Raw genomic sequence first — 21,902 nt, 5'->3', positions numbered from 1 at the left:
GGCCGGCCGAAAGACAGTTCGGCCGGCCCCAGCAGGAAGCAGAGACGACAGGTGACAGAAGCGATCCTCCTGGTCGGCGGCAAAGGCACCAGGCTGCGCCCGCTCACGGTGAACACCCCGAAGCCGATGGTCCCGGCGGCCGGCGTCCCGTTCCTCACCCACCAGCTGGCGCGGGCCAAGGCGGCGGGCGTCGACCACATCGTCCTCGCCACGTCCTACCTGGCGGAGGTCTTCGAGCCGTACTTCGGCGACGGCTCCCGCCTCGGGCTCCACCTGGAGTACGTCACCGAGGTCGAGCCCCTCGGCACCGGCGGCGCCATCCGCAACGTCGCCTCGCACCTGCGCTCCGGGCCCGACGACCCGGTCCTGATCTTCAACGGCGACATCCTGACGGGCCTGGACATCCGGGCCCTCGTCCACGAGCACGAGACGACCGGCGCGGACGTCTCGCTCCACCTCTCCCGCGTCGAGGACCCGAGGGCGTACGGCCTGGTCCCCACCGACGCGACGGGCCGGGTCCAGGCCTTCCTGGAGAAGCCGCAGACTCCCGAAGAGATCGTCACGGACCAGATCAACGCGGGCGCGTACGTGTTCCGCCGCTCGGTCATCGACACGATCCCGACGGGCCGCCCGGTCTCCGTCGAGCGCGAGACGTTCCCGGACCTCCTCGCCTCCGGAGCCCACCTCCAGGGCATGGTCGACTCCACGTACTGGCTCGACCTCGGCACCCCGCAGGCCTTCGTCCGCGGCTCGGCCGACCTGGTGCTCGGCCGCGCCCCGTCCCCGGCCGTGCCCGGCCGCTGCGGCGACCGCCTGGTCCTGCCGACGGCGACCGTCGCCCCGGACGCCAAGCTGACCGGCGGCACCGTCGTCGGCGAGGGCGCGCAGGTCGGCGAGGGCGCCCGGATCAGCGGCTCCACGGTCCTGGACGGCGCGGTGATCGAACCCGGCGCGGTGATCACGGACTCCCTGATCGGCCGGGGCGCCCGCATCGGCGCCCGCACGATCCTCACCGGCGCGGTGATCGGCGACGGCGCCCACGTGGGCCCCGACAACGAACTCCAGACAGGCGTACGAGTCTGGTGCGACGCCCACCTCCCGGCAGGCGCGGTCCGCTTCTCGTCGGACCAGTGAGACGTATCTCAAGCCCCTCCGGCGATTGAGGAGCGGGGTCCGGGGCCTGAGCCCCGCGACTCGGCCCATGATCCCTGGAGGGGCGTTTCGGGGAAGGGGCGGGGAAGGGACAGGGAAGGGGAAAAACCCCTACCCTCAAGGGGAACACCCGCCCCGACCGAGGACCCCCGTGGCAGGCCGCCGATACACCCCCCGTACGCAGACCCACCCGCCGGCCACCCGCACCACAGTGCGCGGCGGCGAAACCCGCGTACCCCCGCCCGCCCCGTCGATCCCGCACCAGGCGCCGGCCACCCGCACCTACACGCCCCCGGCCCCCCTCCACCTGGGCCTCACCCTCGGCCCCCTGCGCCGCGGCCCCGCCGACCCGACCTTCCGTACGACCCCCGACGGCGCCCTGTGGCGCACGAGCCGCACCCCGCAGGGCCCCGCCACACTCCGGGTCGCCGAGCGGGACGGCACCGTCCAGGCCCAGGCCTGGGGCCCGGGAAGCGACTGGTTCCTGGACCAACTCCCCGCCCTGCTTGGTGAGTTGGACGATCCGGCCCCGTTCGAGCCGCGGCACCGCCTGGTCGCCGAATCGGCCCGCCGCCGTACCGGCCTGCGCCTGACCCGCACGGGCCTGGTCCTGGAGTCCCTCATCCCGTCGATCCTGGAACAGAAGATCACGACGGACGAGGCCTACCGGGCCTGGCGCCTGCTGCTCCACAAGTACGGCGAGACCGCCCCGGGCCCGGCCGGCCAGGACCTGCGCATGCGCGTCATGCCGGACGCCCGCGCCTGGACGCTGATCCCGTCCTGGGAGTGGCACCGGGCGGGCGTCGACAACAAGCGGGCCTCGACGATCATCCGCGCCGCCAAGGTGGCCCGGCGCCTCGAAGAAGCGGCCGGGATGGAGCCGGTCCGGGCCCGCGCCCGGCTCGAACTGGTCCCCGGCATCGGCCCCTGGACCTCCGCCGAGACGATCCAGCGCACGAACGGCGCCCCCGACGAGGTCACCACCGGCGATCTGCACCTGCCCCGCACCATCGGCTACGCGCTCGCCGGCAACCGCGACGCCACCGACGAGGACATGCTGGAACTCCTCGCCCCCTACGAGGGCCAGCGCCACCGGGCGGCCCGCCTGATCCTGCTGAGCGGTGTCGCACCGCCCCGCAGGCAGCCCAAGATGCGCCGGGTGAACATCGCCGAGTGGTGACGGCTCCCGCGGGCCTCAGCGCACCTCGATGAAGTCCGCGGCGTCCCGCGCGGGCCGCGCCACGGGCGGCGCGGCGGCATGCCCCACCGCGACGGCCCCCATCGGGTCCCAGTCCTGCGGCAGCCCCAGCACGTCCCGCACGACGTCCCGGCAGAACATCGTCGACGACACCCAGGCCGACCCGAGCCGCTCACCGGCCAGCGCCACCAGGAAGTTCTGCACCCCGGCCCCGGCGGCCACGACGAACATCTCCCGCTCGGCCGCGTCCCGGCGCGCGTGCCCGTACGTGTGCGAGCCGTCCATCACCAGGCAGGGCACCACGAGATACGGCGCGTTGCGCAGCACGTCCCCGCGCCGCACGCGCTTCGCGATGGACTCCTCGCTCTTGCCGTCCCGCCGCAGGTCCGCGATCCACGCGTCCCGCATCGCGTCGAGCAGCCGCCCCCGGGACTGTGCCGACTCCAGCAGCACGAACCGCCACGGCGTCGTGTGATGCGGCGCGGGCGCGGTGACGGCCGCGGCGACGGCCCGCCGCACGGCCCCCGGATCGACCGGCTCGTCGGTGAACGCCCGCACGGTACGCCGCTGCGTGACGGCCTCCCGTACGGCCTCCGAGGTCCCCAGCCGGAACATGTCGTCCCGTGCGACCCGCACCAACTCCCTTGCGGATCCGCCCTGTTCGCCCACGACGCCGCCGAGGCCGCGCACGACGGCGACCGGCAGCCCGCCGGCCTTGCCCTTCACGAGGTCCCCGGCGGCGGCCAGCTCGTCGGCGGTCGCCACCACGGTCGCGCTCAGCGGATTGCCGTACGCGTCGACGCCGCCGCGCAGATCGTCGAGGACGCGGACACCGGCGGCGCCGATGGCGACATCGGTCAGCCCGTTGCGCCAGGGGCGCCCGAAGGTGTCGGTGACGACGACCCCGACCTCGACGCCCAGGGCGTCCCGCACCCCGTCGCGGATCGCGGCCGCGGACGCGTCCGGGTCCTCGGGGAGCAGCAGTACGGTCCCGGCCGCGGTGTTGGACGCGTCGACCCCGGCCGCGGCCATCACCAGACCCAGCTTGTTCTCGACGATCCGCAGGGTGCCGCGCCGCGCCACGACCCGTACGGTCTCGGCGTCGATCGCGGCCTCCCGGTCGTCGGCCAGGACGACACGCCCCTCGGCCTTGCTGACGATCTTCGAGGTGACCAGGAGGACGTCGCCGTCGGCGAGCGACGGCTCGGCGGCGACGATCAGCTTGGCGAGGTCGTCGCCCTCCCGGACCTCGGGGATCCCGGCGACGGCCCAGGCCCGGAAGGCGGGCGCGGCGGCACTGCTCACGAGACCCGGACCTCCTCCGCGAGCCGCAGCGCCTCGCGCGCCATCGCGGCCGCGGCGGTGCCCTCCTCGGGGTCCGTCATCATCAGCGGCACGGCCCGGCAGCGGATCCCGGCCGCCTCGACCCGCTCCACGACCCCGGCGTCCACGGTGTCCACGAGCCATCCGTCGAGCAGCCCGGACCCGTAGTGCTCGGCGACGGCGGCGGCGCTCGACTCCACGCCCACCGCGGCCAGCACCTTGTCGGCCATGCCGCGCACCGGGGCGTCGCCGACGATCGGCGAGAGCCCGACGACGGGCACGCCGGCCTCGGCGATGGCCTCCCGGATCCCGGGCACGGCCAGGATCGTGCCGACGCTCACCACCGGGTTCGACGGCGGGAACAGGATCACGTCCGCCTCCGCGATGGCCTCCAGCACGCCCGGGGCGGGCTTGGCCTGCTCGGCACCGACCGGCACCACGGCCTGCGCGTCCACGGAGGCCCGCAGCTTCACCCAGTACTCCTGGAAGTGCACGGCCCTGCGCTCGCCGTCGACGTCGACGGCGACATGGGTCTCGACGCGGTCGTCGGACATGGGCAGGAGCCGCACGCCCGGCTGCCACCGCTCGCACAGCGCCTCGGTGACCGCGCTGAGCGGATAGCCGGCGGCCAGCATCTGCGTACGGACGATGTGGGTCGCGAAGTCCCGGTCGCCGAGCCCGAACCACTCGGGTCCGACCCCGTACGCCGCGAGCTCCTCCTTGACCTTGAAGGTCTCGTCGGTACGCCCCCAGCCCTGTTCCTCGTTGATGCCGCCGCCCAGCGTGTACATCACCGTGTCGAGGTCCGGACAGACCTTCAGGCCGAAGAGATGGATGTCGTCACCGGTGTTGCCGATGACCGTGATGTCCGCGTCCGGTGCCGCCTGCTTGAGACCGCGAAGGAACCGGGCACCACCGATGCCGCCTGCCAGAACCACAATGCGCATGGCCCCAAGCATCGCAGGCAGCACCGACAGCGCGGCAGCCGGTCTCAGACAGCGGCCCGGTCCACCGTGGAGCAGACGGGGGAGTGCATCGGCATCGCGGTCAGGCCCGGGTGGTAGACGTGCAGGCTGACGGCCGGTTCCAGGGAGTCGTTGACGACCTCGTGGACGTAGCCGGGCGCGAACACCCGCTGCGCGCCCGGAGTCAGGGACCGCGTGCCGCGCTCCGTACGCTCCGTCAGTTCGCCCTGGAGCAGCGTCAGTACGCCGCTGGAGCGCCCGTGGTCGTGCAGTCCGCTGCCCTGACCGGGCACCCAGGACAGCAGCCACACCTCGTAGCCGGGCCCGGTGCGCAGGCGGCGGTACCAGCGGGTCGTGGCGTCGTACTCGACGAGGTGCTCCCACTGGGAGCGGTCGGCGGCGATGGAGCGCGCGAGCCCGACGAACTCGGCCACCGTCTCGGGGTGTTCACGAGCGGGCTGCAGCAGGTGCGGTACTTCGAGGATGTCGCCGGCGATCTGGAGGTCGCTGTCGCTGTTCATGGGTGTGGGGATTCCTCGGCGGAAGAGTGCGGAGCGCCCCGGCGGGGGCTAGGGCCGTACGGAGAGGAGAAACACGGTCGGAGCTCGGTGGCTCAACGACTCAACAGCTGGAACAGCAACAGCTACAGCACGCGCGGGCAGCGGAGACGGACCCGGCGGTGCGGGTCGTCATCGGTGCCAAGTTCGCGAGCATGCCCACCAGGACATCGGTTCATGCGTCCCGTGTCAACTCAATGTCCGGATGGTGGGAAATGTTTCACCTCATCCGGTATCTCTGGCAGGCGAAAGGTTTGTTCACCCGTCGTCCCGGACATGTGGCGCTGCAACCCGGCGCGCAAACGCCGTTGCGATCCTGTGATCCGAATGTGATCCGGTTCGCTTCTGTGAGCGGGTCGGAACGAGATCAAACTCCGCGGCGTCCTCCCTTGTAGTGATTCAGAGGGGGTAGGGCATCCACATGGGCCACTGGCAAGTGTCACGGTTTTTGCCGATTTGAACACTTTCCGCATAGCCTTGGTTCCGCAGAGTGAATAAGGGGCCCAATAGCAGATCCCGGCTTGACTGCCCCGGATCGGCACACTTGTAATTTCACTCGTGTCGTTCAGCCGAAATCGGTAACGGCAACATCACGGGGACGCACGGACGGACGAGGGGCGCACTATGACCGAGTCGTTTCAGGATCTGCTGGTCGAGGACGCGGAAGAGGAACTCGGCTGGCAGGAGCGCGCACTGTGCGCCCAGACCGACCCCGAGTCCTTCTTCCCCGAGAAGGGCGGCTCCACGAGGGAGGCCAAGAAGGTCTGCCTGGCGTGCGAGGTCCGCTCCGAGTGCCTCGAGTACGCGCTCGCCAACGACGAGCGGTTCGGCATCTGGGGAGGACTGTCCGAGCGCGAGCGCCGGCGCCTCAAGAAGGCCGCTGTCTGACCACTGTTTTCGCGTCACGTTCGGCTCGTCGTCCGTGGGTTGTCCACAGGCGGCGGGCCGCTGCTGTTGCCAGCCGTTAGTGTGGGGCCCCGTCCGAGACGCCACCGTGTCCCCTACGGCCACGGGCGTCCACCGCAGTCCAACGAACCGGGGCCCGTACCTCGATGTCCGTGCACAGCCACCCGGCAGACCAATTCGGTACTGCCGCCGCCGCGTTCAACCCGGGGCACGCCACAGGGCTCGACCCGGGCAGCGCCCCCGAGTTCCCCAGGCATGTCGTCACCGCCGTCCTCGTCTCGCACGACGGCGCCCGCTGGCTGCCCGACGTGCTGTCGGGCCTGCTCGGCCAAGAGCGCCCCGTGCAGAACGCGGTGGCGGCCGACACCGGCAGCGCCGACGACTCCGCGGCCCTCGTCGGCCAGGCCCTCGGCGACGAGCGGGTGCTGCACCTCGCCCGCCGCACCGGCTTCGGCCAGGCCGTCGAGGAAGCCGTGCGCGGCGCCGGGGTGCTCACCCCGGACGAGCTGCCCTACTTGAAGCGGCCGAGCGGCTGGGACCCCGTCAGCCGCTCCTGGCGCGACGACGCGTACGACATGCCGGACCTGCCGCACGGCGAGCCCGAGCAGTGGCTGTGGCTGCTGCACGACGACTGCGCACCCGAACCGGACGCGCTCGCCCAGCTGTTGCGCGTCGTCGAGACGGAGCGCGAGGCCGGCGCCGACGTCGCGATCGTCGGCCCCAAGCTGCGCGGCTGGTACGACCGCAGGCAGCTCCTGGAGGTCGGCGTCTCCATCGCCCACTCCGGGCGCCGCTGGACCGGCCTCGACCGCCGCGAGCAGGACCAGGGCCAGCACGACCACGTACGCCCCGTGCTGTCCGTGTCCACCGCCGGCATGCTGATCCGGCGCGATGTCTTCGAGCAGCTCGGCGGTTTCGACCGCCGGCTGCCGCTGATGCGCGACGACGTCGACCTGTGCTGGCGCGCCCAGGCCGCCGGCCACCGGGTCCTCGTCGCCCCCGAGGCCGTCGTGCGGCACGCCGAGGCCTCCTCGCGCGAGCGCCGCACCGTCGACTGCGTGGGACGTACGGCGTCGTCGCCGCACAAGGTCGACAAGGCGGGCGCCGTCTACACCCTGCTCGCCAACGCGCGCGGGGCGACGCTCCCCTGGATCCTGCTCCGCCTCGTCTTCGGCACCCTGCTGCGTACGGTCGCGTATCTGGTCGGCAAGGTGCCCGGACAGGCCTTCGACGAGATCGCCGGCCTGATGGCGACGCTGCTGCGGCCGGGCCGGATCCTCGCCGCCCGCAAGCGGCGCGGCAAGGGCATGGTGGACGCCAAGGAGCTGCGGCCGCTGTTCCCGCCGCCCGGCGCGACCGTGCGGCTCACCGTCGAGCAGGCCGCGGGGAACCTCTTCGGCGGCTCCGAGCCCGAGACCTCCACGGCCGGACGCCACGGCGGCGGCGGTCTGGAGTCCGGGCCCGGCGGCGACGACGCCGACTTCATCCAGGTCGAGCAGTTCGCCCGCCTCAAGCGCATCGCCCGCAAGCCCGGGCCGATGCTCTTCGTCGTCCTGCTCTTCGTCTCCCTGATCGCCTGCCGAGGCCTGCTGGGCAGCGGCGCGCTCGCGGGCGGGGCCCTGCTGCCCGCGCCCGGTGACGCCTCCGCACTCTGGTCGCGCTACCTCGACGCCTGGCACGCCACCAGTACGGGCGGCACCCAGGCGGCGCCCCCGTACCTCGCGCTCATCGCCGCGTTCTCCTCCGTGCTGCTCGGCTCCACCGGCCTCGCGATCACCGTGCTGCTCGTCGGCTCGGTGCCGCTCGCCGGGTTCGCCGCCTACTTCGCCTCCCGCCCGCTCGTCGAGTCCCGGCTGCTGCGCGCCTGGGCGGCCGTCGCGTACGCGTTCCTGCCCGCCGCCACCGGCGCCCTCGCGGGCGGCCGCGTCGGCACGGCGGTGCTCGTGATCCTCCTGCCGCTCATCGCGCGCGCGGCCCTGTCCGCCTCCGGCCTCATGAACGACCGGGGCGCGCGCGGCAGTTGGCGGGCCACCTGGGCGTACGCGCTGTTGCTCACGATCACCACGGCCTTCACGCCGATCGTGTGGCCCATCGCCCTCGTCCTCGGCATCGCGCTCCTCGTGGTGCGCCGCGGCGACATCACCGCGTACGGACTGCGCTTCCTCGCGGTGCTCGGCACACCGCTGCTGATGCTCGCGCCGTGGTCCCTGACGCTGCTCCCGTTCGGCTTCTTCAAGGAGGCCGGACTGCCGTACGGCGAGGGCTCCGCGACCGCGACGAGCCTGCTCGGCGCCTCGCCGGGCGGCCCCGGCACCACGGGCAGCCTGCTGCTCATCGGCATCGTGCTGGCCGCGCTCGCCGCCCTGCTGCGCCAGGAGCGCCGCCTCGCCGTCCTCACCGCCTGGACCGTCGCCCTCGTGGCCCTGGTCTTCGCGGTCCTGTCGAACAACTCGACGTGGGCCGGCCCCGCCACCCTCGTGTACGGCATCGCGCTGCTCGCCGCCGCCGCGCTCGGCGCCGACGGCGCCCGCTCGCGCGTGGCCGAGCAGAGCTTCGGCTGGCGCCAGCCGGTGGCCGCGCTCATCGCGTTCGCCGCGGCCGCGGGCCCCCTGCTGCTCGCCGCGGGCTGGATGATCGCCGGCGCGGACGGGCCCCTGGAGCGCCGCGACCCGGTGCAGGTGCCCGCGTTCGTCGCCGAGGAGGCCGGCACCCGCGACCAGGCCCGCACGCTCGTCCTGGACGGTTCCACCGGCCAGGTCTCCTACTCGCTGGTCCGCGGCGCGGGCGCCCGGCTCGGCGACGGCGAACTGACCGCGGCCGCGGGCGAGAACAAGGGCCTCGACAAGGTCGTCGCCAATCTGGTCGCGGGCTCCGGCGCCGACCAGGCGGACCAGCTCGGCGGCTTCGCCGTGCGCTACGTCCTCGTCCGCGACGGGGCGCCGCGCCAGATGGGCCGCGTCCTGGACGCGACGCCGGGGCTGACCCGGCTCAGCCAGCAGGACGGCACCGCACTGTGGCGCATCGACCGGCAGGTGGCGCGGGCCGTCATCCTGCCCACGGCCGACACCGGTTCGACGTCGGAGGAGGCCAAGCCGGTCGCCGCCGGCCCCGTCGAGCTGCACACGAAGGTGCCCCAGGGCAGCGAGGGGCGCGTGCTGCGCCTCGCCGACCAGGCCGCCGAGGGCTGGACCGCCACGCTCGACGGCGCGCCCCTGACGAAGACCACGATCGACGGCTGGGCACAGGGCTTCGAACTGCCCGCGTCCGGTGGCACGCTCGACGTCACCTACGACACCCCGATCACGCACACCGCCTGGTTGTGGGCCCAGGGCGCGCTCGCCCTCGTCCTCGTGGTGCTCGCCCTGCCGGGCCGGCGCACCGACGTCGACGACGACCTCCCGGAGGAGCCGGTCGTGCCCGCCCAGGCCGTCGCGGGCGAGGGCCGCAGGGCCCGCCGCCTGCGCGCCCAGGCCGAGGCCGAGCAGACCGACGACGCCGCCGTACCGCCTCCACCCCCGGAGGAGGCCCCGGTGGCCGACATCCCCCAGCAGCAGACGTACGGCGAGTGGGAGCAGCCCAGCTACGCGGGCGCCGAGTACGGCACGTACACCGTGGGCGAGCAGCAGTACCAGGGCGGCGGTTACGGCTACGACCCGCAGGCGGACCCCTACCAGGCGGATCCCTATCAGGCGGGCCAGTACGACCCGTACGCCTATGGGGGCACGTACGACCCGCAGGCGCAGTACGACCCCACGTACGAGCAGCAGCACGGCCACGGCAACGGCGCCGAGAACGAGCGCCCCGACGGGAGCCAGCAGTGAACCGCACGACCCTGTCCCTGATCGCCGTGGCGACGGCCCTGGCCGCCGTCACCGGGTTCGCCGCCGCCACGACACCGGGCGGCGCGGACGACGCGCCCGCCAAGGCGGCCGCCCAGCTGCCCGTGGAGCGCTCCAGCCTGCTGTGCCCTGCGCCCAGCCAGTCCGACCTCGCGGAGACGGCGTACACGTCGTACACGCCGTCCTCGAAGAGCGCCGAAGGCGCCGACGACTCGGCGGGCAAGGCGCAGCTGATGCCCGCGGAGACCGGGTCGAGCGACAGCGGAGCGTCCAAGAACAAGGCGAAAAAGCCCAAGGCGGTCGTCACCCCGAAGGAGCCCGGCAAGCCGGCCGCGGGCGAGGCCTCGGGCGCCGACGCGCCCGCCCTGATCGGCACCGCCGACGGCGCCCTGGCGCCCGGCTGGACCGTCCAGCAGACCACCGCGGTCGACGTCGGCACGGGACGCGGCCTGCTCGGCCTGAACTGCTCGGCCCCGGACACCGACTTCTACTTCCCGGGCGCGAGCACCGCCAAGGACCGCAGCGACTACATCCACCTCACGAACCCGGACGACCAGGCCGCGGTCGTGGACGTCCAGATGTTCGGCCCCGAGGGCGCCGTGAAGTCCGATGTCGGCGAGGGCATCCAGATCGGGCCGCACGCCAGCGTCCCGGTCCTGCTGTCGACGCTGACCGACAAGCCGTACACGAACCTGACGCTGCATGTGACCGCGCGCAGCGGCCGGGTCGCCGCCGCGGTGTCGGCCGCCGACGACAAGCTGGGCGGCGACTGGCTGCCCGCCTCCGCCGACCCGGCGGGCTCGCTGGTGCTGCCCGGCATCCCGAAGGACGCGACGAACGCCCGCCTGGTCGTCTTCGCGCCGGGCCAGGACGACGCCGACCTGAAGGTCCAGCTCGCCACCCCCAGCGGCACGATCACGCCCGCGGGACACGACACCCTGCACGTGAAGTCCGGTATGACGTCGGCCGTCGACCTCGGCGACGTGACGCGCGGCGACGCGGGCTCGCTGTACCTGACGCCCACCGACGCCTCCGTCCCGGTGGTGGCCGCCCTGCGTGTCACCCGCGGTAAGGGCCCCGACCAGGAGACCGCGTTCATCCCGGCCACCCGTGACATCGGCGCGCGCGCCACGGTCGCCGACAACCGCGCCAAGGGCTCCACGCTCGCCCTGACCGCCCCCGGCGCCACCGGCAAGGTGAAGGTCACCGCGTCGGCGGGCACCGGGGGAGGCACCGCGGCCACCAAGGAGTACACCGTCAAGGGCGGCACGACGCTCTCCGTCCCCGCGCCCGTCCCGGACGGTCTGAAGGGCTCGTACGCGCTGACGGTGGAGCCCGTGTCGGGCGGCCGGGTCTACGGCTCGCGGATGCTGGAGGAGAAGCAGGGCGACGTGCCCGCGTTCACGGTCCAGACGCTGCCCGACGACCGGGGCACGGTGTCCGTGCCGGAGTCCGACGAGGACCTCTCCGTCCTGCAGAAGTAGCCCGTACGGGGACGGTCAGTCCTCGCCGTCCTCGTAGCGGGGGTCGACGGTCTCCGGGGTGAGCCCGAGGACCTCGGCGACCTGCTCCACGACCACGTCGTGGACCAGCGCCGCCCGTTCGTCGCGCCCCTTGGTGCGGATCTCCACGGGGCGCCGGTAGATGACCACGCGCGCGGGCGTCCCGTCCCGCGCGGGGATCGTGCCGCCCAGCGGCACCGTGTCGGCGCCCCAGGCCTCGTCCTCGGCCGTCAGCCGCGGCACCTCGAGGACGAGGAAGTCGACCTCGGCGAGCTGCGGCCAGCGCCGCTCCAGACGCTCCACGGAGTCCTGTACGAGGTCCGCGAAGCCCTCGGCGCGGCTCGCCGCCAGCGGCACCTGCGGCGGCGCCACGGGACCGCGCATGCCGCGGCCGTGCCGGTCGCGGCGGCGCGGCGGGCGCGGCTCGGCGGGGGAGCGCGGCGGTACCTGGCCTTCGGGCGGTACCGGGTTCTCAGCGTTCGCGGGCCTTTCCATCACCGACGCAGCGTAGTCCTCCGGGGCGTCCGGGGCGGGGCCGCTCCGTATGGAGCACGGCATGTCGGATCCTGACCGATCAAGCCAATCTTGGGCCTGATTCCACGTCTTTCCCGGACCGCTGATCTCGTGACACTTGAAGGTATTTGTCCTGAGTGGTGACAGATTTCAACTGCCCGCCGGGGCGTGCGACCCCCGGTCCCCGCAGGTCACGAGCGCGCCCGCGCGCACCGGTGTGCGCCGTCTCACACCACGACACGGTGGGGTGACCTCGGGGAGAGTCGTCGCGGCCCGCTCAGGAGTGCGGTACCGTCCAACGCTGTGAGCCCTGTACGTCGCTGTTCGCGCACCGCTTGCGGCCGTCCCGCCGTCGCGACGCTGACGTACGTCTACGCCGACTCGACCGCGGTCCTCGGCCCCCTCGCCACCTACGCCGAACCCCATTGCTACGACCTGTGCGCCGAGCACTCCGAGCGCCTCACCGCGCCGCGCGGCTGGGAGGTCGTCCGGCTCGCCGGCGGCAGCGGCCCCGCCCGCCCCAGCGGTGACGACCTGGAGGCCCTCGCCAACGCCGTGCGGGAGGCGGCCCGCCCCCAGGAGCGCGCGGCCGAGGCCGGCGGCTCGGGGGCGCGCACCGCGGACCCCATGGAAGTAGCCCGCCGCGGCCACCTCCGCGTGCTCCGCTCGCCCGACAACTGAGCGCATACAGGGCGTAGTAAGCGCCTTCACGGGATCTTCGCCGTCATCTCTGTCACGCGCGTTGACGCGCGTTTGTTGAGGACAGAACAATTCGCCACCCTGACTCCGGGATTCCGGGAGGCGCTCGTGTTCGTCCAGCAATTGGAGCCCGTCGGCGGCTCACTCGGCCTGTCCGCCCTCGTCGCGGCCCTGCCCCTCGTCACCGTCCTCGTCCTGCTCGGCGCCGTCCGCATGAAGGCCCATGTCGCCGGCCTGATCGGGCTCGGCGTCGCCGTCCTCGTCGCCTGGCTCGCCTACGGCATGCCGCTCGGCCAGACCGTCTCCAGCGGCGCCCAGGGCGTGCTGTTCGGTCTCTTCCCCATCATGTGGATCGTCGTCAACGCCCTGTGGGTGTACCGGATGACGATCCGCACCCGGCACTTCGACATCCTGCGCCGCTCCTTCGGGCGGCTCTCCGACGACCCGCGCATCCAGGCCCTCGTCATCGCGTTCTGCTTCGGCGCGCTCCTGGAGGCCCTCGCCGGGTTCGGCGCGCCCGTCGCGATCTGCTCGGTGATGCTCGTCGCGCTCGGCTTCGACCCGGTGAAGGCCGCGGTCGTCGCCCTCGTCGCCAACACGGCTCCCGTCGCCTTCGGCGCCATGGGCACCCCCGTCGTGACCCTCGCCCAGGTCACCGGGCTCCCGCTGGACGCCGTCGCCTCCGTAGTGGGCCGGCAGACGCCGCTGCTCGCCCTCGTCGTCCCGCTGGTGCTCGTCGGGCTCGTCGACGGGCGGCGCGGGCTGCGCGAGACCTGGGTGCCCGCCCTCGCCTGCGGAGTCGCCTTCGCCGTCGCCCAGTTCGTGGCCTCCAACTACGTCTCCGCCCAGCTCGCCGACATCGGGGCCGCCCTGATCGGCGCGGGCGCCCTGGTCGCCGTCCCGCAGGCGCGCAGGCCGGCCGCCGAACCCGTACGCGCCGCGGTCCTCACCGGCGTACGCAGCGAGGACCTGGACGAGGAGGACCCGAAGCCCGAGGTGCTGCGCGCCTACGCGCCGTACGCCCTCATCGTCGTGATCTTCTCCGTGGCGCAGATCCCCGCCGTCAAGGACTGGCTGGCCGAGGCCAACCGGGTCTTCGACTGGCCTTTTCTCGACGTCGCCAACCCGGACGGCGACCCGGTGAGCGGCAATGTCTTCACGCTGCCGCTCGTCTCCACCGGAGGCACGCTCGTGCTGCTGGCCGGCGTGCTCACGGCGATGGTCATCGGGGTGCACGCGCGCGTGGCCGTGCGCGAGTGGTTCGGGACCGTGCACGAGCTGCGGTTCGCGATCCTCACCGTGACCAGCGTGCTCGCGCTCGCCTACGTCATGAACCTGTCCGGCCAGGCCGCCACCATCGGGCACTTCGTGGCCGCGGCGGGCGCCGGGCTCGCCTTCCTGTCGCCGGTCCTCGGCTGGTTCGGCGTCGCCGTCTCGGGCTCCGACACCTCGGCCAACGCCCTCTTCGGCGCCCTCCAGGTGACCGCCGCCCAGCAGTCGGGCCTGTCACCGGAACTCCTTGCTGCCGCGAACAGCTCCGGCGGCGTCCTCGGCAAGATGATCTCGCCGCAGAACCTGACCATCGCCTGCGCCGCCGTCGGGCTCGCCGGCCGCGAGGGCGACCTGCTGCGCAAGGTGCTCCCGTGGAGCCTGGGACTGCTGCTCGTGATGTGCCTGATCGTCTTCGCGCAGAGCACGGTGGTGCTGTCCTGGATGCTGCCCTGACCAGTAAGGACGCGCTGAGCCGGGTTCTTTGAGAGGAATGAGGGGTTCACGGCCGGTTGCCGGTGCGGCCAGGTAGTTTGTGGGGTCCGTGAAGGACTCCAGGAGGGCTGGGCCGGCCGTGGCTGCTGATCTGTCGCAGATCGTGAAGGCGTACGACGTGCGAGGGGTGGTCCCGGACCAGTGGGACGAGGAGCTCGCCGCGCTGTTCGGCGCGGCGTTCGCGCGTGTGACCGACGCCTCCGCGATCGTCGTCGGGCACGACATGCGGCCCTCCTCGCCCGGCCTCTCCCGGGCCTTCGCGCGCGGCGCCGCGGCCCTCGGCGCGGACGTCACCGAGATCGGCCTGTGCTCCACCGACCAGCTCTACTACGCGTCGGGCGCCCTCGGCCTGCCCGGCGCCATGTTCACCGCCTCGCACAACCCCGCGCAGTACAACGGCATCAAGATGTGCCGGGCCGGCGCGGCCCCCGTCGGCCAGGACACCGGCCTGGCCGAGATCCGCCGGCTCGCCGAGGAGTGGAGCGGATCCGGCGCGCCCGAGCCGGCCGCGACGCCGGGGACGTTCACGCGGCGCGACACGCTGGAGGACTACGCGGCGTACCTGCGCGGCCTCGTCGACCTGACCGCCATCAGGCCCCTGAAGGTCGTCGTCGACGCGGGCAACGGCATGGGCGGGCACACCGTCCCGACCGTCCTCGCGGGCCTGCGGCTGGACGTCGTACCGATGTACTTCGAGCTGGACGGCACCTTCCCGAACCACGAGGCCAACCCGCTGGACCCGGCGAACATCGTGGACCTCCAGGAGCGGGTCCGCGCCGAGGGCGCCGACCTCGGCCTCGCCTTCGACGGCGACGCCGACCGCTGCTTCGTCGTCGACGAGAACGGCGACCCGGTCTCCCCGTCCGCCATCACCGCCCTCGTCGCCGCCCGCGAGCTCGCGCGCAACGGCGGCACGGGCACGATCATCCACAACCTGATCACGTCGTGGTCCGTGCCCGAGGTCGTCAAGGAGAACGGCGGCACGACCGTGCGCACCCGTGTGGGCCACTCCTTCATCAAGCAGGAGATGGCCACCAGCGGCGCGATCTTCGGCGGCGAGCACTCCGCGCACTACTACTTCCGCGACTTCTGGAACGCGGACACCGGCATGCTCGCCGCCCTCCACGTCCTCGCCGCGCTGGGCGGCCAGGACGGCCCGCTGTCCGCGCTGGTCTCCGCCTACGACCGCTACGCCGGCTCCGGTGAGATCAACTCCACGGTCGCCGACCAGGCCGGCCGTCTCGCCGCGATCAGGGCCGCGTACGGGGACCGCGAGGGCATCACCCTGGACGAGCTCGACGGCCTCACCGTCACCTCGGCCGACTGGTGGTTCAACGTCCGCCCGTCCAACACGGAGCCGCTGCTGCGCCTGAACGCGGAGGCGCGGGACGAGGCGACGATGGAGAAGGTGCGGGACGAGGCACTGGCGATCATCCGGGCCTGACCGTCCCGCCGGCCGTCCCGCCGGGCCGGAGCGCCGCCGACCCGCGGCGCTCCGGCCCGGTCCGGCCATGATCCACCGGGCCCGCCGCGCCGCCCCGGCGGTACGCTGACCGGGCTGAACCGAAGCACCCGTACCCCGAAGGGAACCCCCATGCCGCTCGAAGCCGGCCTCCTGGAGATCCTCGCCTGCCCGGCCTGCCACGCCCCCCTCAAGGAGGCCGACGCCGAGCTGCTCTGCACCGGCGAGGACTGCGCTCTGGCCTATCCGGTCCGCGACGGCATCCCGGTCCTCCTCGTCGACGAGGCCCGCCGCCCCGCGTAACCGTTCCCGCGATTCCCGCGAGCAGGAGACCCGACGCCATGTTCGACGAAACGCTCCTGGACGACACGGAGGCGCTGGCCAGGGCCGACCGCCGTGGCCTGCTGCGCGGCGCGGCCGAGGCGGGCGCCCGCGTCCGCACGGCGGCCCGGCACGCGGCCGAGGCGGGCATCACCGACCTCAAGCCGGACGGCCGCCCGCGCGCCGTCCTGATCGCGGGCCCCGGCACCGCGGCCGCCGGCGTCGCCGACCTGCTCGCCCGGCTGGCCGGCGCGGCCTGCCCGGTGGTCCGGCTGCGCCCCACCGGCGTCGCCCCCGCCGCCGGCGCCCTGCGCTGGGACCTGCCCGGCTGGGCCGGCTCGGTCGACCTGCTCCTGATCGCCTCCCCGGACGGCACCGAACCGAGCCTCGCCCTCCTGGCCGAGCAGGCGTACCGGCGCGGCGTCACCGTCGTCGCCGTGTGTCCCACCGGCGCCCCGCTGACCGAGGCGGTGGCCGGCGCGCACGGCCTGCTCGTGCCGATGGCGACGGCCCCCTACGAGCAGGACGAACCGGCCGCGGCCTCCGCGCCGGGCGCCCTCTGGGCCCTGCTCACACCGCTCCTCGCGCTCCTGGACCGCACCGGACTGCTGGCCGCGCCCCCGGACGTCCTGGAGAAGGTCGCCGACCGCCTCGACCGCACCGCCGAGCGCTGCGGCCCGGCCATCGCGACGTACAGCAACCCGGCCAAGACCCTCGCCTCCGAGCTCGCCGAGGCGCTCCCGCTGATCTGGACCGAGGGCGCGGCCGCGGGCCCGGCGGGCCGCCGTTTCGCCGCCGCCCTCGCCGAACTGGCCGGGCGCCCCGCGCTCGCCGCCGACCTGCCCGAGGCGATGCCCGCCCACGGCGCGCTGCTCACCAGCGACCTCGCCGCGGGCGCCGACCCCGACGACTTCTTCCGCGACCGCGTCGAGGACGCCCAGGCCCTGCGCGCCCGCGTCGTCCTGCTCCGCGACCGGCCCACCGGCGGCCTGACCGCCGCCCCCGCCGCCCGCGAACTCGCGCTGTCCCACGACACCCCCATCAGCGAGCTGGAACCGGAGGAGGGCAGCGAGCTGGAGACCCTCGCGGAGCTGATCGCCGTCACGGATTTCGCCGCCGTTTACCTGGGCCTCGCCTCCACGGCGTGAGCTGAACCCGCGCCGTACTCATCGCCGTACGCATTGGAAGACTGGACGCATGGACCGCCTCACCAACACCATCCGCCCCTACGCCTGGGGCTCCACCACCGCCATCCCGCACCTCGTCGGCGCCGAGCCGACCGGCGAACCCCAGGCCGAGATGTGGATGGGCGCCCACCCCGGCGCCCCCTCGCACACCGAGCGCGGCCCGCTCGACGAGGTCATCGACGCGGACCCGGCGGGACAGCTCGGCGAGGCGGCCGTCGCCAAGTTCGGCCCGCGCCTGCCGTTCCTCCTCAAGCTGCTCGCCGCGGGCGCACCCCTCTCCCTCCAGGTGCACCCCGACCTCCGGCAGGCGAAGGAGGGGTACGAGGCCGAAGAGGCCAAGGGCGTCCCGATCACCGCGCCCGACCGCAACTACAAGGACGCCAACCACAAGCCCGAGCTGATCTGCGCGCTCACCGAGTTCGACGGGCTGTGCGGCTTCCGCGCGCCCGAGGAGGCCGCCGCGCTGCTCGAAGGCCTCGGCGTCGACAGTCTCAAGCCGTACGCCGACCTGCTGCGCGCCCACCCCGAAGAGGCCGCGCTGCGCGAGGTGCTGACCGCCGTCCTGAGCGCCGACCGCACCGAGATGGAGCGCACCGTCGCCGACGCCACGGCCGCCGCCCGGCGCCTCGGCGGCGCCTACGAGCCGTACGCGGGCATCGCCCACCACTACCCCGGCGACCCGGGCGTCATCGCGGCCATGCTGCTCAACCACGTCCGACTGCAGCCCGGCGAGGCCCTGTTCCTCGGCGCCGGCGTCCCGCACGCGTACCTGAACGGCCTCGGCGTCGAGATCATGGCCAACTCCGACAACGTCCTGCGCTGCGGCCTGACCCCCAAGCACGTCGACGTCCCCGAACTCCTGCGCATCGTCCGCTTCGCGGCCACCGACCCCGGCGTGCTGCGCCCGGAGGCCTCCCCGGACGGCGAGGAGGTCTACGACACCCCCATCGACGAGTTCCGCCTCTCCCGCTACGTCCTGCCCGCGGACGCCCCCGCCCACGACCTGACGGCCGCGACCCCGCAGATCCTGCTCTGCACGGCAGGCTCGGTCCGCGCGGGCGACCTCACCCTCGCACCCGGGCAGTCGGCCTTCGTCCCCGCGGGCGAAAAGGCCCAAGTGTCCGGTGACGGCACGATTTTCCGGGCGACCGTCGTGGCCTGACTCCCGCCTCACGCGTCCCGTGCTGCAACAATGACCCACCGCAAAGGCCGGGCAAAGCGGCAGCGCGACTCGCAGCGGCACGGGACATACGAAGGGACACCAGGAACAACATGAGTGCTTCAGGCGGAGCAAAGGCGATCGTGGCGGCGCTCGCCGCCAATCTCGCGATCGCGGTGGCGAAGTTCGTGGCGTTCCTCTTCAGCGGCTCGTCGTCGATGCTCGCTGAGTCGGTCCACTCGCTCGCCGACTCGGGCAACCAGTTCCTGCTGCTCATCGGCGGCAAGAAGGCCCAGCGCGAGGCGACCCCGCAACACCCCTTCGGCTACGGCCGCGAGCGCTACATCTACGCCTTCCTCGTCTCCATCGTCCTCTTCTCGGTCGGCGGCATGTTCGCCGTCTACGAGGGCTACGAGAAGATCAGCCACCCGCACGACCTGGAGCACTGGTACTGGCCGGTCGGCGTCCTCGTCTTCGCGATCATCGCCGAGGGCTTCTCCTTCCGTACGGCCATCAAGGAGTCCAACGCCCTGCGCGGGAAGCTCTCCTGGGGCCAGTTCATCAAGCGCGCCAAGGCCCCCGAGCTGCCGGTCGTCCTCCTGGAGGACTTCGGCGCGCTCATCGGTCTCGTCCTCGCCCTCCTCGGCGTCGGCCTGACCCTCGCCACCGGCGACGCCGTCTGGGACGGCATCGGCACGCTCTGCATCGGCCTCCTGCTCATCGCCATCGCCATCGTCCTCGCACTGGAGACCAAGTCCCTGCTGCTCGGCGAGGCCGCGGGCACGGACGAGGTGCGGAAGATCGAGGAGGCCGTCGTCGACGGCGACACCGTCACCGGCCTGATCCACATGCGCACGCTCCACCTCGGCCCCGAGGAGCTCCTCGTCGCCGCGAAGATCGCCGTCCAGCACGACGACACCGCGGCCGAGGTCGCCCGCGCCATCAACGAGGCAGAGGCCCGCATCCGCGCCGCCGTCCCGATCGCCCGCGTCATCTACCTCGAGCCCGACATCTACAGCGAGACCGAGGCCGCGAAGGGCCCGGACCGCGAGGCGAGCCCGGGCGGCCCGACGCCTTCCCCGACGCCGGATCACTGATCTCTCTTCCTGTACGCGGAGGGGCCCCACCGAGAATCTCGGCGGGGCCCCTCCGCGTACAGGGGCGCGGGAACGGCGCGACCAGGCCCCCTCCCGACGACACCACCCCCATACGCGAACGGGGCCGGTGAGCGCGAACTCACCGACCCCGTTCACATGAACGGCCCCGGGCTACCGAACCTCGGCCAGCACCCGCAGGATCGCGGCCTCGTCCGGCGCCGCCTGCAACCGCGCCCGGAACTCCGTGTCCATCAACTTCCGCGACAACAGCGCCAGAATCCGCAGATGCTCGTCCCCGGCGGCAGCCTCCGGCACCGAGATCATGAAGACGAGCTTCGCCTTCGTCCCGTCCAGCGAACCCCACTCGATGCCCTCGGCGGACCGCGCGAACCCGACGACCGGCGACGTCACCGCATCCGTCTTCGCGTGCGGAATGGCGATCTCCTCGCCGAGCCCGGTGGTCCCCTGCTCCTCACGCCGCAGCGCGGTGCGCACGAGCTCCTCGACATCGGCCACCTTGCCGGTGCCCGCGAGCATCCCGGCCATCTCACGGATGGCCGCTTCCTTGTCGCCGGCATCCAGCTCGACCTTGACGGTCTGCTCGGTGAGATAGCCGGAGAGCACCTCGGGCTCCGCGGATTCCTCGGGAGCGGGCGCGGCGACCTGAGCCGCGGCCACGGCGGCCTGCGCGGCACCACCGGTGGCCCCGGCACCGACGCCCACGGCGGCGAGGGCGGGCTCGGGCCCGACCGGCACGCTCACCAGCGCCTCCCCGCGCCGCTTGCGCTCGCTGAAGTCGACCAGCGCGACGGTGGCCAGCGCGGTCACGACCGAACCGATGATCACGGCCACGAAGAACATCGGCACACCGCCCACGGCACCGAGCACCGCGACGATCGGACCACCGTGCGGCACCGCGTCCTTCACGCCCGCCATGCCCGCGATGGCACCGGCCACGGCGCCGCCGAGCATGTTGGCGGGAATGACCTGCGCGGGCCGCGCCGCGGCGAACGGGATCGCGCCCTCCGAGATACCGAAACAGCCCATGAACAGTGCGGCGAGACCGGTCTCCCGCTCCTGCTCGCTGTAGAGCCGCTTGCGGATGAGCGTGGACAGCCCCTGGCCGAGCGGCATGACCGGGATGGCGGCGGCACACATGCCCATGACCGTCTGGTTGCCGGTGGCGATGAGCCCGGCGCCGAACAGGAACGCCGTCTTGTTGACCGGCCCACCCATGTCGAACGCGATCATCAGCCCGAGAATCGCGCCGAGCAGGATCGCGCTCGTGCCGGTCATCCCGCTGAGCCAGCTGGTGAGGTGCTCGAAGACCCACGAGATGGGCTTGCCGATGACGTAGATGAAGAACAGGCCGAGCGACGTCGTGGCCACGATCGGGATCACGATGATCGGCATGATCGGCTGGGCGAACTTCGGGACCTTGACCTTCTTGATCCACACGACCAGATAACCGGCGAGGAAGCCGGTCACGATCGCCCCGATGAAGCCGGCCCCGGCCTTCGAGTCGTACAGGTCGCCGGTGTTGGCGATCCAGCCGCCGATCATGCCCGGCACGAGCGCGGGCCGGTCACCGATGGCGTACGCGATGTAGCCGGACAGGATCGGCACCATCAGCGTGAAGCCGATGACACCGATCTGGTTGACGTGCATCCAGAAGGAGCCGTCCGGGATGACGAGACCGCCCTTGGGGTCGGTGTGCCCGCCCAGGGACAGCGAGATGGCGATGAGCAGCCCGCCCACCACCACGAACGGGATCATGTAGCTGACGCCGTTCATCAGCGCCTTGTACGCGACGCTCCGCTCCTTGCCGCCGCCGCCGGACGACGAGGGCGGCTCGGCGCTGCCGCCGCCACCTCCGGCCCCGTGCACGGGTGCGCTCCGCACCTGCTCGATCAGCCGCTCGGGGTGGCTGATCCCTTCGGACACCCCGACCGACAGGACCCGCTTACCGGCGAACCGGCTGCGGTCGACGTCCTTGTCGGCGGCGATGATGATGCCGTCGGCGTCTTTGACATCGTTGTCAGTCAAGACGTTCTCGGCCCCGATGGACCCTTGCGTCTCCACCTTCATGTCGATACCGGCGGCCTCGGCCGCCTGCTGCAGCTTCTCCGCCGCCATGTAGGTGTGCGCGATGCCGGTCGGACAGGCGGTCACCGCGAGCAGCTTCAACCTCTTCTGCTGCTCGACGGCCCCTCCGCCCGCGTGGGGGTCGGCCGGACTGGTCACGTGGCTCTCCTTTG

At 72.9% G+C, this 21,902-nt stretch carries 17 protein-coding genes; 12 read left to right on the top strand and 5 right to left on the bottom strand.

Features of this window, described 5'->3' with window-relative positions; translation table 11 throughout:
- Nucleotides 1–51 precede the first annotated feature (51 nt).
- Nucleotides 52–1,134, top strand: a complete 1,083-nt coding sequence (locus tag ACQUQD_RS16570) for a sugar phosphate nucleotidyltransferase (protein WP_428952851.1) — start codon at nucleotides 52–54, stop codon at nucleotides 1,132–1,134.
- A 169-nt stretch (nucleotides 1,135–1,303) separates the two neighbouring features.
- On the top strand, nucleotides 1,304–2,332 hold the full coding sequence (locus ACQUQD_RS16565) for a DNA-3-methyladenine glycosylase family protein (RefSeq protein ID WP_428952850.1): 1,029 nt from the start codon (nucleotides 1,304–1,306) through the stop codon (nucleotides 2,330–2,332).
- A 15-nt stretch (nucleotides 2,333–2,347) separates the two neighbouring features.
- On the opposite strand, the gene ACQUQD_RS16560 is transcribed toward ACQUQD_RS16565, so the two are convergent.
- From ACQUQD_RS16560 to ACQUQD_RS16550, 3 genes are read right to left on the bottom strand one after another with little or no spacing between them, the layout of a single operon-like run.
- On the bottom strand, nucleotides 2,348–3,655 hold the full coding sequence (locus ACQUQD_RS16560; protein ID WP_428952849.1) for a coenzyme F420-0:L-glutamate ligase: 1,308 nt from the start codon (nucleotides 3,653–3,655) through the stop codon (nucleotides 2,348–2,350).
- Nucleotides 3,652–4,620 (bottom strand): 2-phospho-L-lactate transferase, encoded by a 969-nt coding sequence (gene cofD / locus ACQUQD_RS16555; protein ID WP_428952848.1) that lies wholly within the window; start codon nucleotides 4,618–4,620, stop codon nucleotides 3,652–3,654. The genes ACQUQD_RS16560 and cofD overlap by 4 nt, the downstream gene beginning before the upstream one ends.
- Before the next feature lie 44 nt (nucleotides 4,621–4,664).
- Nucleotides 4,665–5,159: a cysteine dioxygenase gene (locus tag ACQUQD_RS16550; RefSeq protein ID WP_428952847.1), complete on the bottom strand. Its 495-nt coding sequence runs from the start codon at nucleotides 5,157–5,159 to the stop codon at nucleotides 4,665–4,667.
- A gap of 660 nt (nucleotides 5,160–5,819) precedes the next feature.
- On the opposite strand from ACQUQD_RS16550, the gene ACQUQD_RS16545 reads away from it, so the two are divergent.
- The 3 genes from ACQUQD_RS16545 to ACQUQD_RS16535 all read left to right on the top strand — a co-directional run bounded on the left by ACQUQD_RS16545 (nucleotide 5,820) and on the right by ACQUQD_RS16535 (nucleotide 11,424).
- Entirely contained in the window at nucleotides 5,820–6,083 is a 264-nt protein-coding gene (locus tag ACQUQD_RS16545; protein ID WP_127831770.1) for a WhiB family transcriptional regulator, read from the top strand.
- A 164-nt stretch (nucleotides 6,084–6,247) separates the two neighbouring features.
- On the top strand, nucleotides 6,248–9,922 hold the full coding sequence (locus tag ACQUQD_RS16540) for a glycosyltransferase (protein WP_428952846.1): 3,675 nt from the start codon (nucleotides 6,248–6,250) through the stop codon (nucleotides 9,920–9,922).
- On the top strand, nucleotides 9,919–11,424 hold the full coding sequence (locus ACQUQD_RS16535; RefSeq protein ID WP_428952845.1) for a DUF5719 family protein: 1,506 nt from the start codon (nucleotides 9,919–9,921) through the stop codon (nucleotides 11,422–11,424). Before ACQUQD_RS16540 ends, ACQUQD_RS16535 begins: the two co-directional genes overlap by 4 nt.
- A gap of 15 nt (nucleotides 11,425–11,439) precedes the next feature.
- Here ACQUQD_RS16535 and ACQUQD_RS16530 read toward each other — a convergent pair whose 3' ends face one another.
- Complete coding sequence (locus tag ACQUQD_RS16530; RefSeq protein ID WP_428957580.1) at nucleotides 11,440–11,937, bottom strand: metallopeptidase family protein; 498 nt, start codon at nucleotides 11,935–11,937, stop codon at nucleotides 11,440–11,442.
- Nucleotides 11,938–12,258: 321 nt separating this feature from the next.
- On the opposite strand from ACQUQD_RS16530, the gene ACQUQD_RS16525 reads away from it, so the two are divergent.
- The 7 genes from ACQUQD_RS16525 to ACQUQD_RS16495 all read left to right on the top strand — a co-directional run bounded on the left by ACQUQD_RS16525 (nucleotide 12,259) and on the right by ACQUQD_RS16495 (nucleotide 19,644).
- Complete coding sequence (locus ACQUQD_RS16525) at nucleotides 12,259–12,636, top strand: DUF3499 domain-containing protein (protein ID WP_428952844.1); 378 nt, start codon at nucleotides 12,259–12,261, stop codon at nucleotides 12,634–12,636.
- 126 nt (nucleotides 12,637–12,762) lie between these two features.
- Nucleotides 12,763–14,379 (top strand): L-lactate permease, encoded by a 1,617-nt coding sequence (locus ACQUQD_RS16520; RefSeq protein ID WP_428952843.1) that lies wholly within the window; start codon nucleotides 12,763–12,765, stop codon nucleotides 14,377–14,379.
- Nucleotides 14,380–14,497: 118 nt separating this feature from the next.
- Entirely contained in the window at nucleotides 14,498–15,862 is a 1,365-nt protein-coding gene (locus tag ACQUQD_RS16515; protein ID WP_428952842.1) for a phosphomannomutase/phosphoglucomutase, read from the top strand.
- Between the two features lie 150 nt (nucleotides 15,863–16,012).
- A complete protein-coding gene (locus ACQUQD_RS16510; RefSeq protein WP_428952841.1) occupies nucleotides 16,013–16,183 on the top strand; it encodes a Trm112 family protein in 171 nt (56 codons plus the stop codon).
- Between the two features lie 38 nt (nucleotides 16,184–16,221).
- The gene (locus ACQUQD_RS16505; protein WP_428952840.1) at nucleotides 16,222–17,349 is read left to right on the top strand and encodes an SIS domain-containing protein; all 1,128 of its coding nucleotides are present in this window, start codon (nucleotides 16,222–16,224) and stop codon (nucleotides 17,347–17,349) included.
- A 49-nt stretch (nucleotides 17,350–17,398) separates the two neighbouring features.
- Complete coding sequence (gene manA, locus ACQUQD_RS16500; RefSeq protein ID WP_428952839.1) at nucleotides 17,399–18,550, top strand: mannose-6-phosphate isomerase, class I; 1,152 nt, start codon at nucleotides 17,399–17,401, stop codon at nucleotides 18,548–18,550.
- A 110-nt stretch (nucleotides 18,551–18,660) separates the two neighbouring features.
- The gene (locus ACQUQD_RS16495) at nucleotides 18,661–19,644 is read left to right on the top strand and encodes a cation diffusion facilitator family transporter (protein ID WP_428952838.1); all 984 of its coding nucleotides are present in this window, start codon (nucleotides 18,661–18,663) and stop codon (nucleotides 19,642–19,644) included.
- A 171-nt stretch (nucleotides 19,645–19,815) separates the two neighbouring features.
- Here ACQUQD_RS16495 and ACQUQD_RS16490 read toward each other — a convergent pair whose 3' ends face one another.
- Nucleotides 19,816–21,888 carry a fructose-specific PTS transporter subunit EIIC gene (locus ACQUQD_RS16490; protein ID WP_428952837.1) on the bottom strand — a complete coding sequence of 691 codons (2,073 nt, stop codon included), beginning with the start codon at nucleotides 21,886–21,888 and terminating at the stop codon, nucleotides 19,816–19,818.
- Between the last annotated feature and the right edge of the window lie 14 nt (nucleotides 21,889–21,902).

Source organism: Streptomyces sp. cg35, assembly GCF_050410835.1.
Taxonomy (GTDB): Bacteria; Actinomycetota; Actinomycetes; order Streptomycetales; family Streptomycetaceae; genus Streptomyces.
Note: the sequence above shows the minus strand (reverse complement) of the source record. Positions and strands in the feature narration are given on the sequence as shown.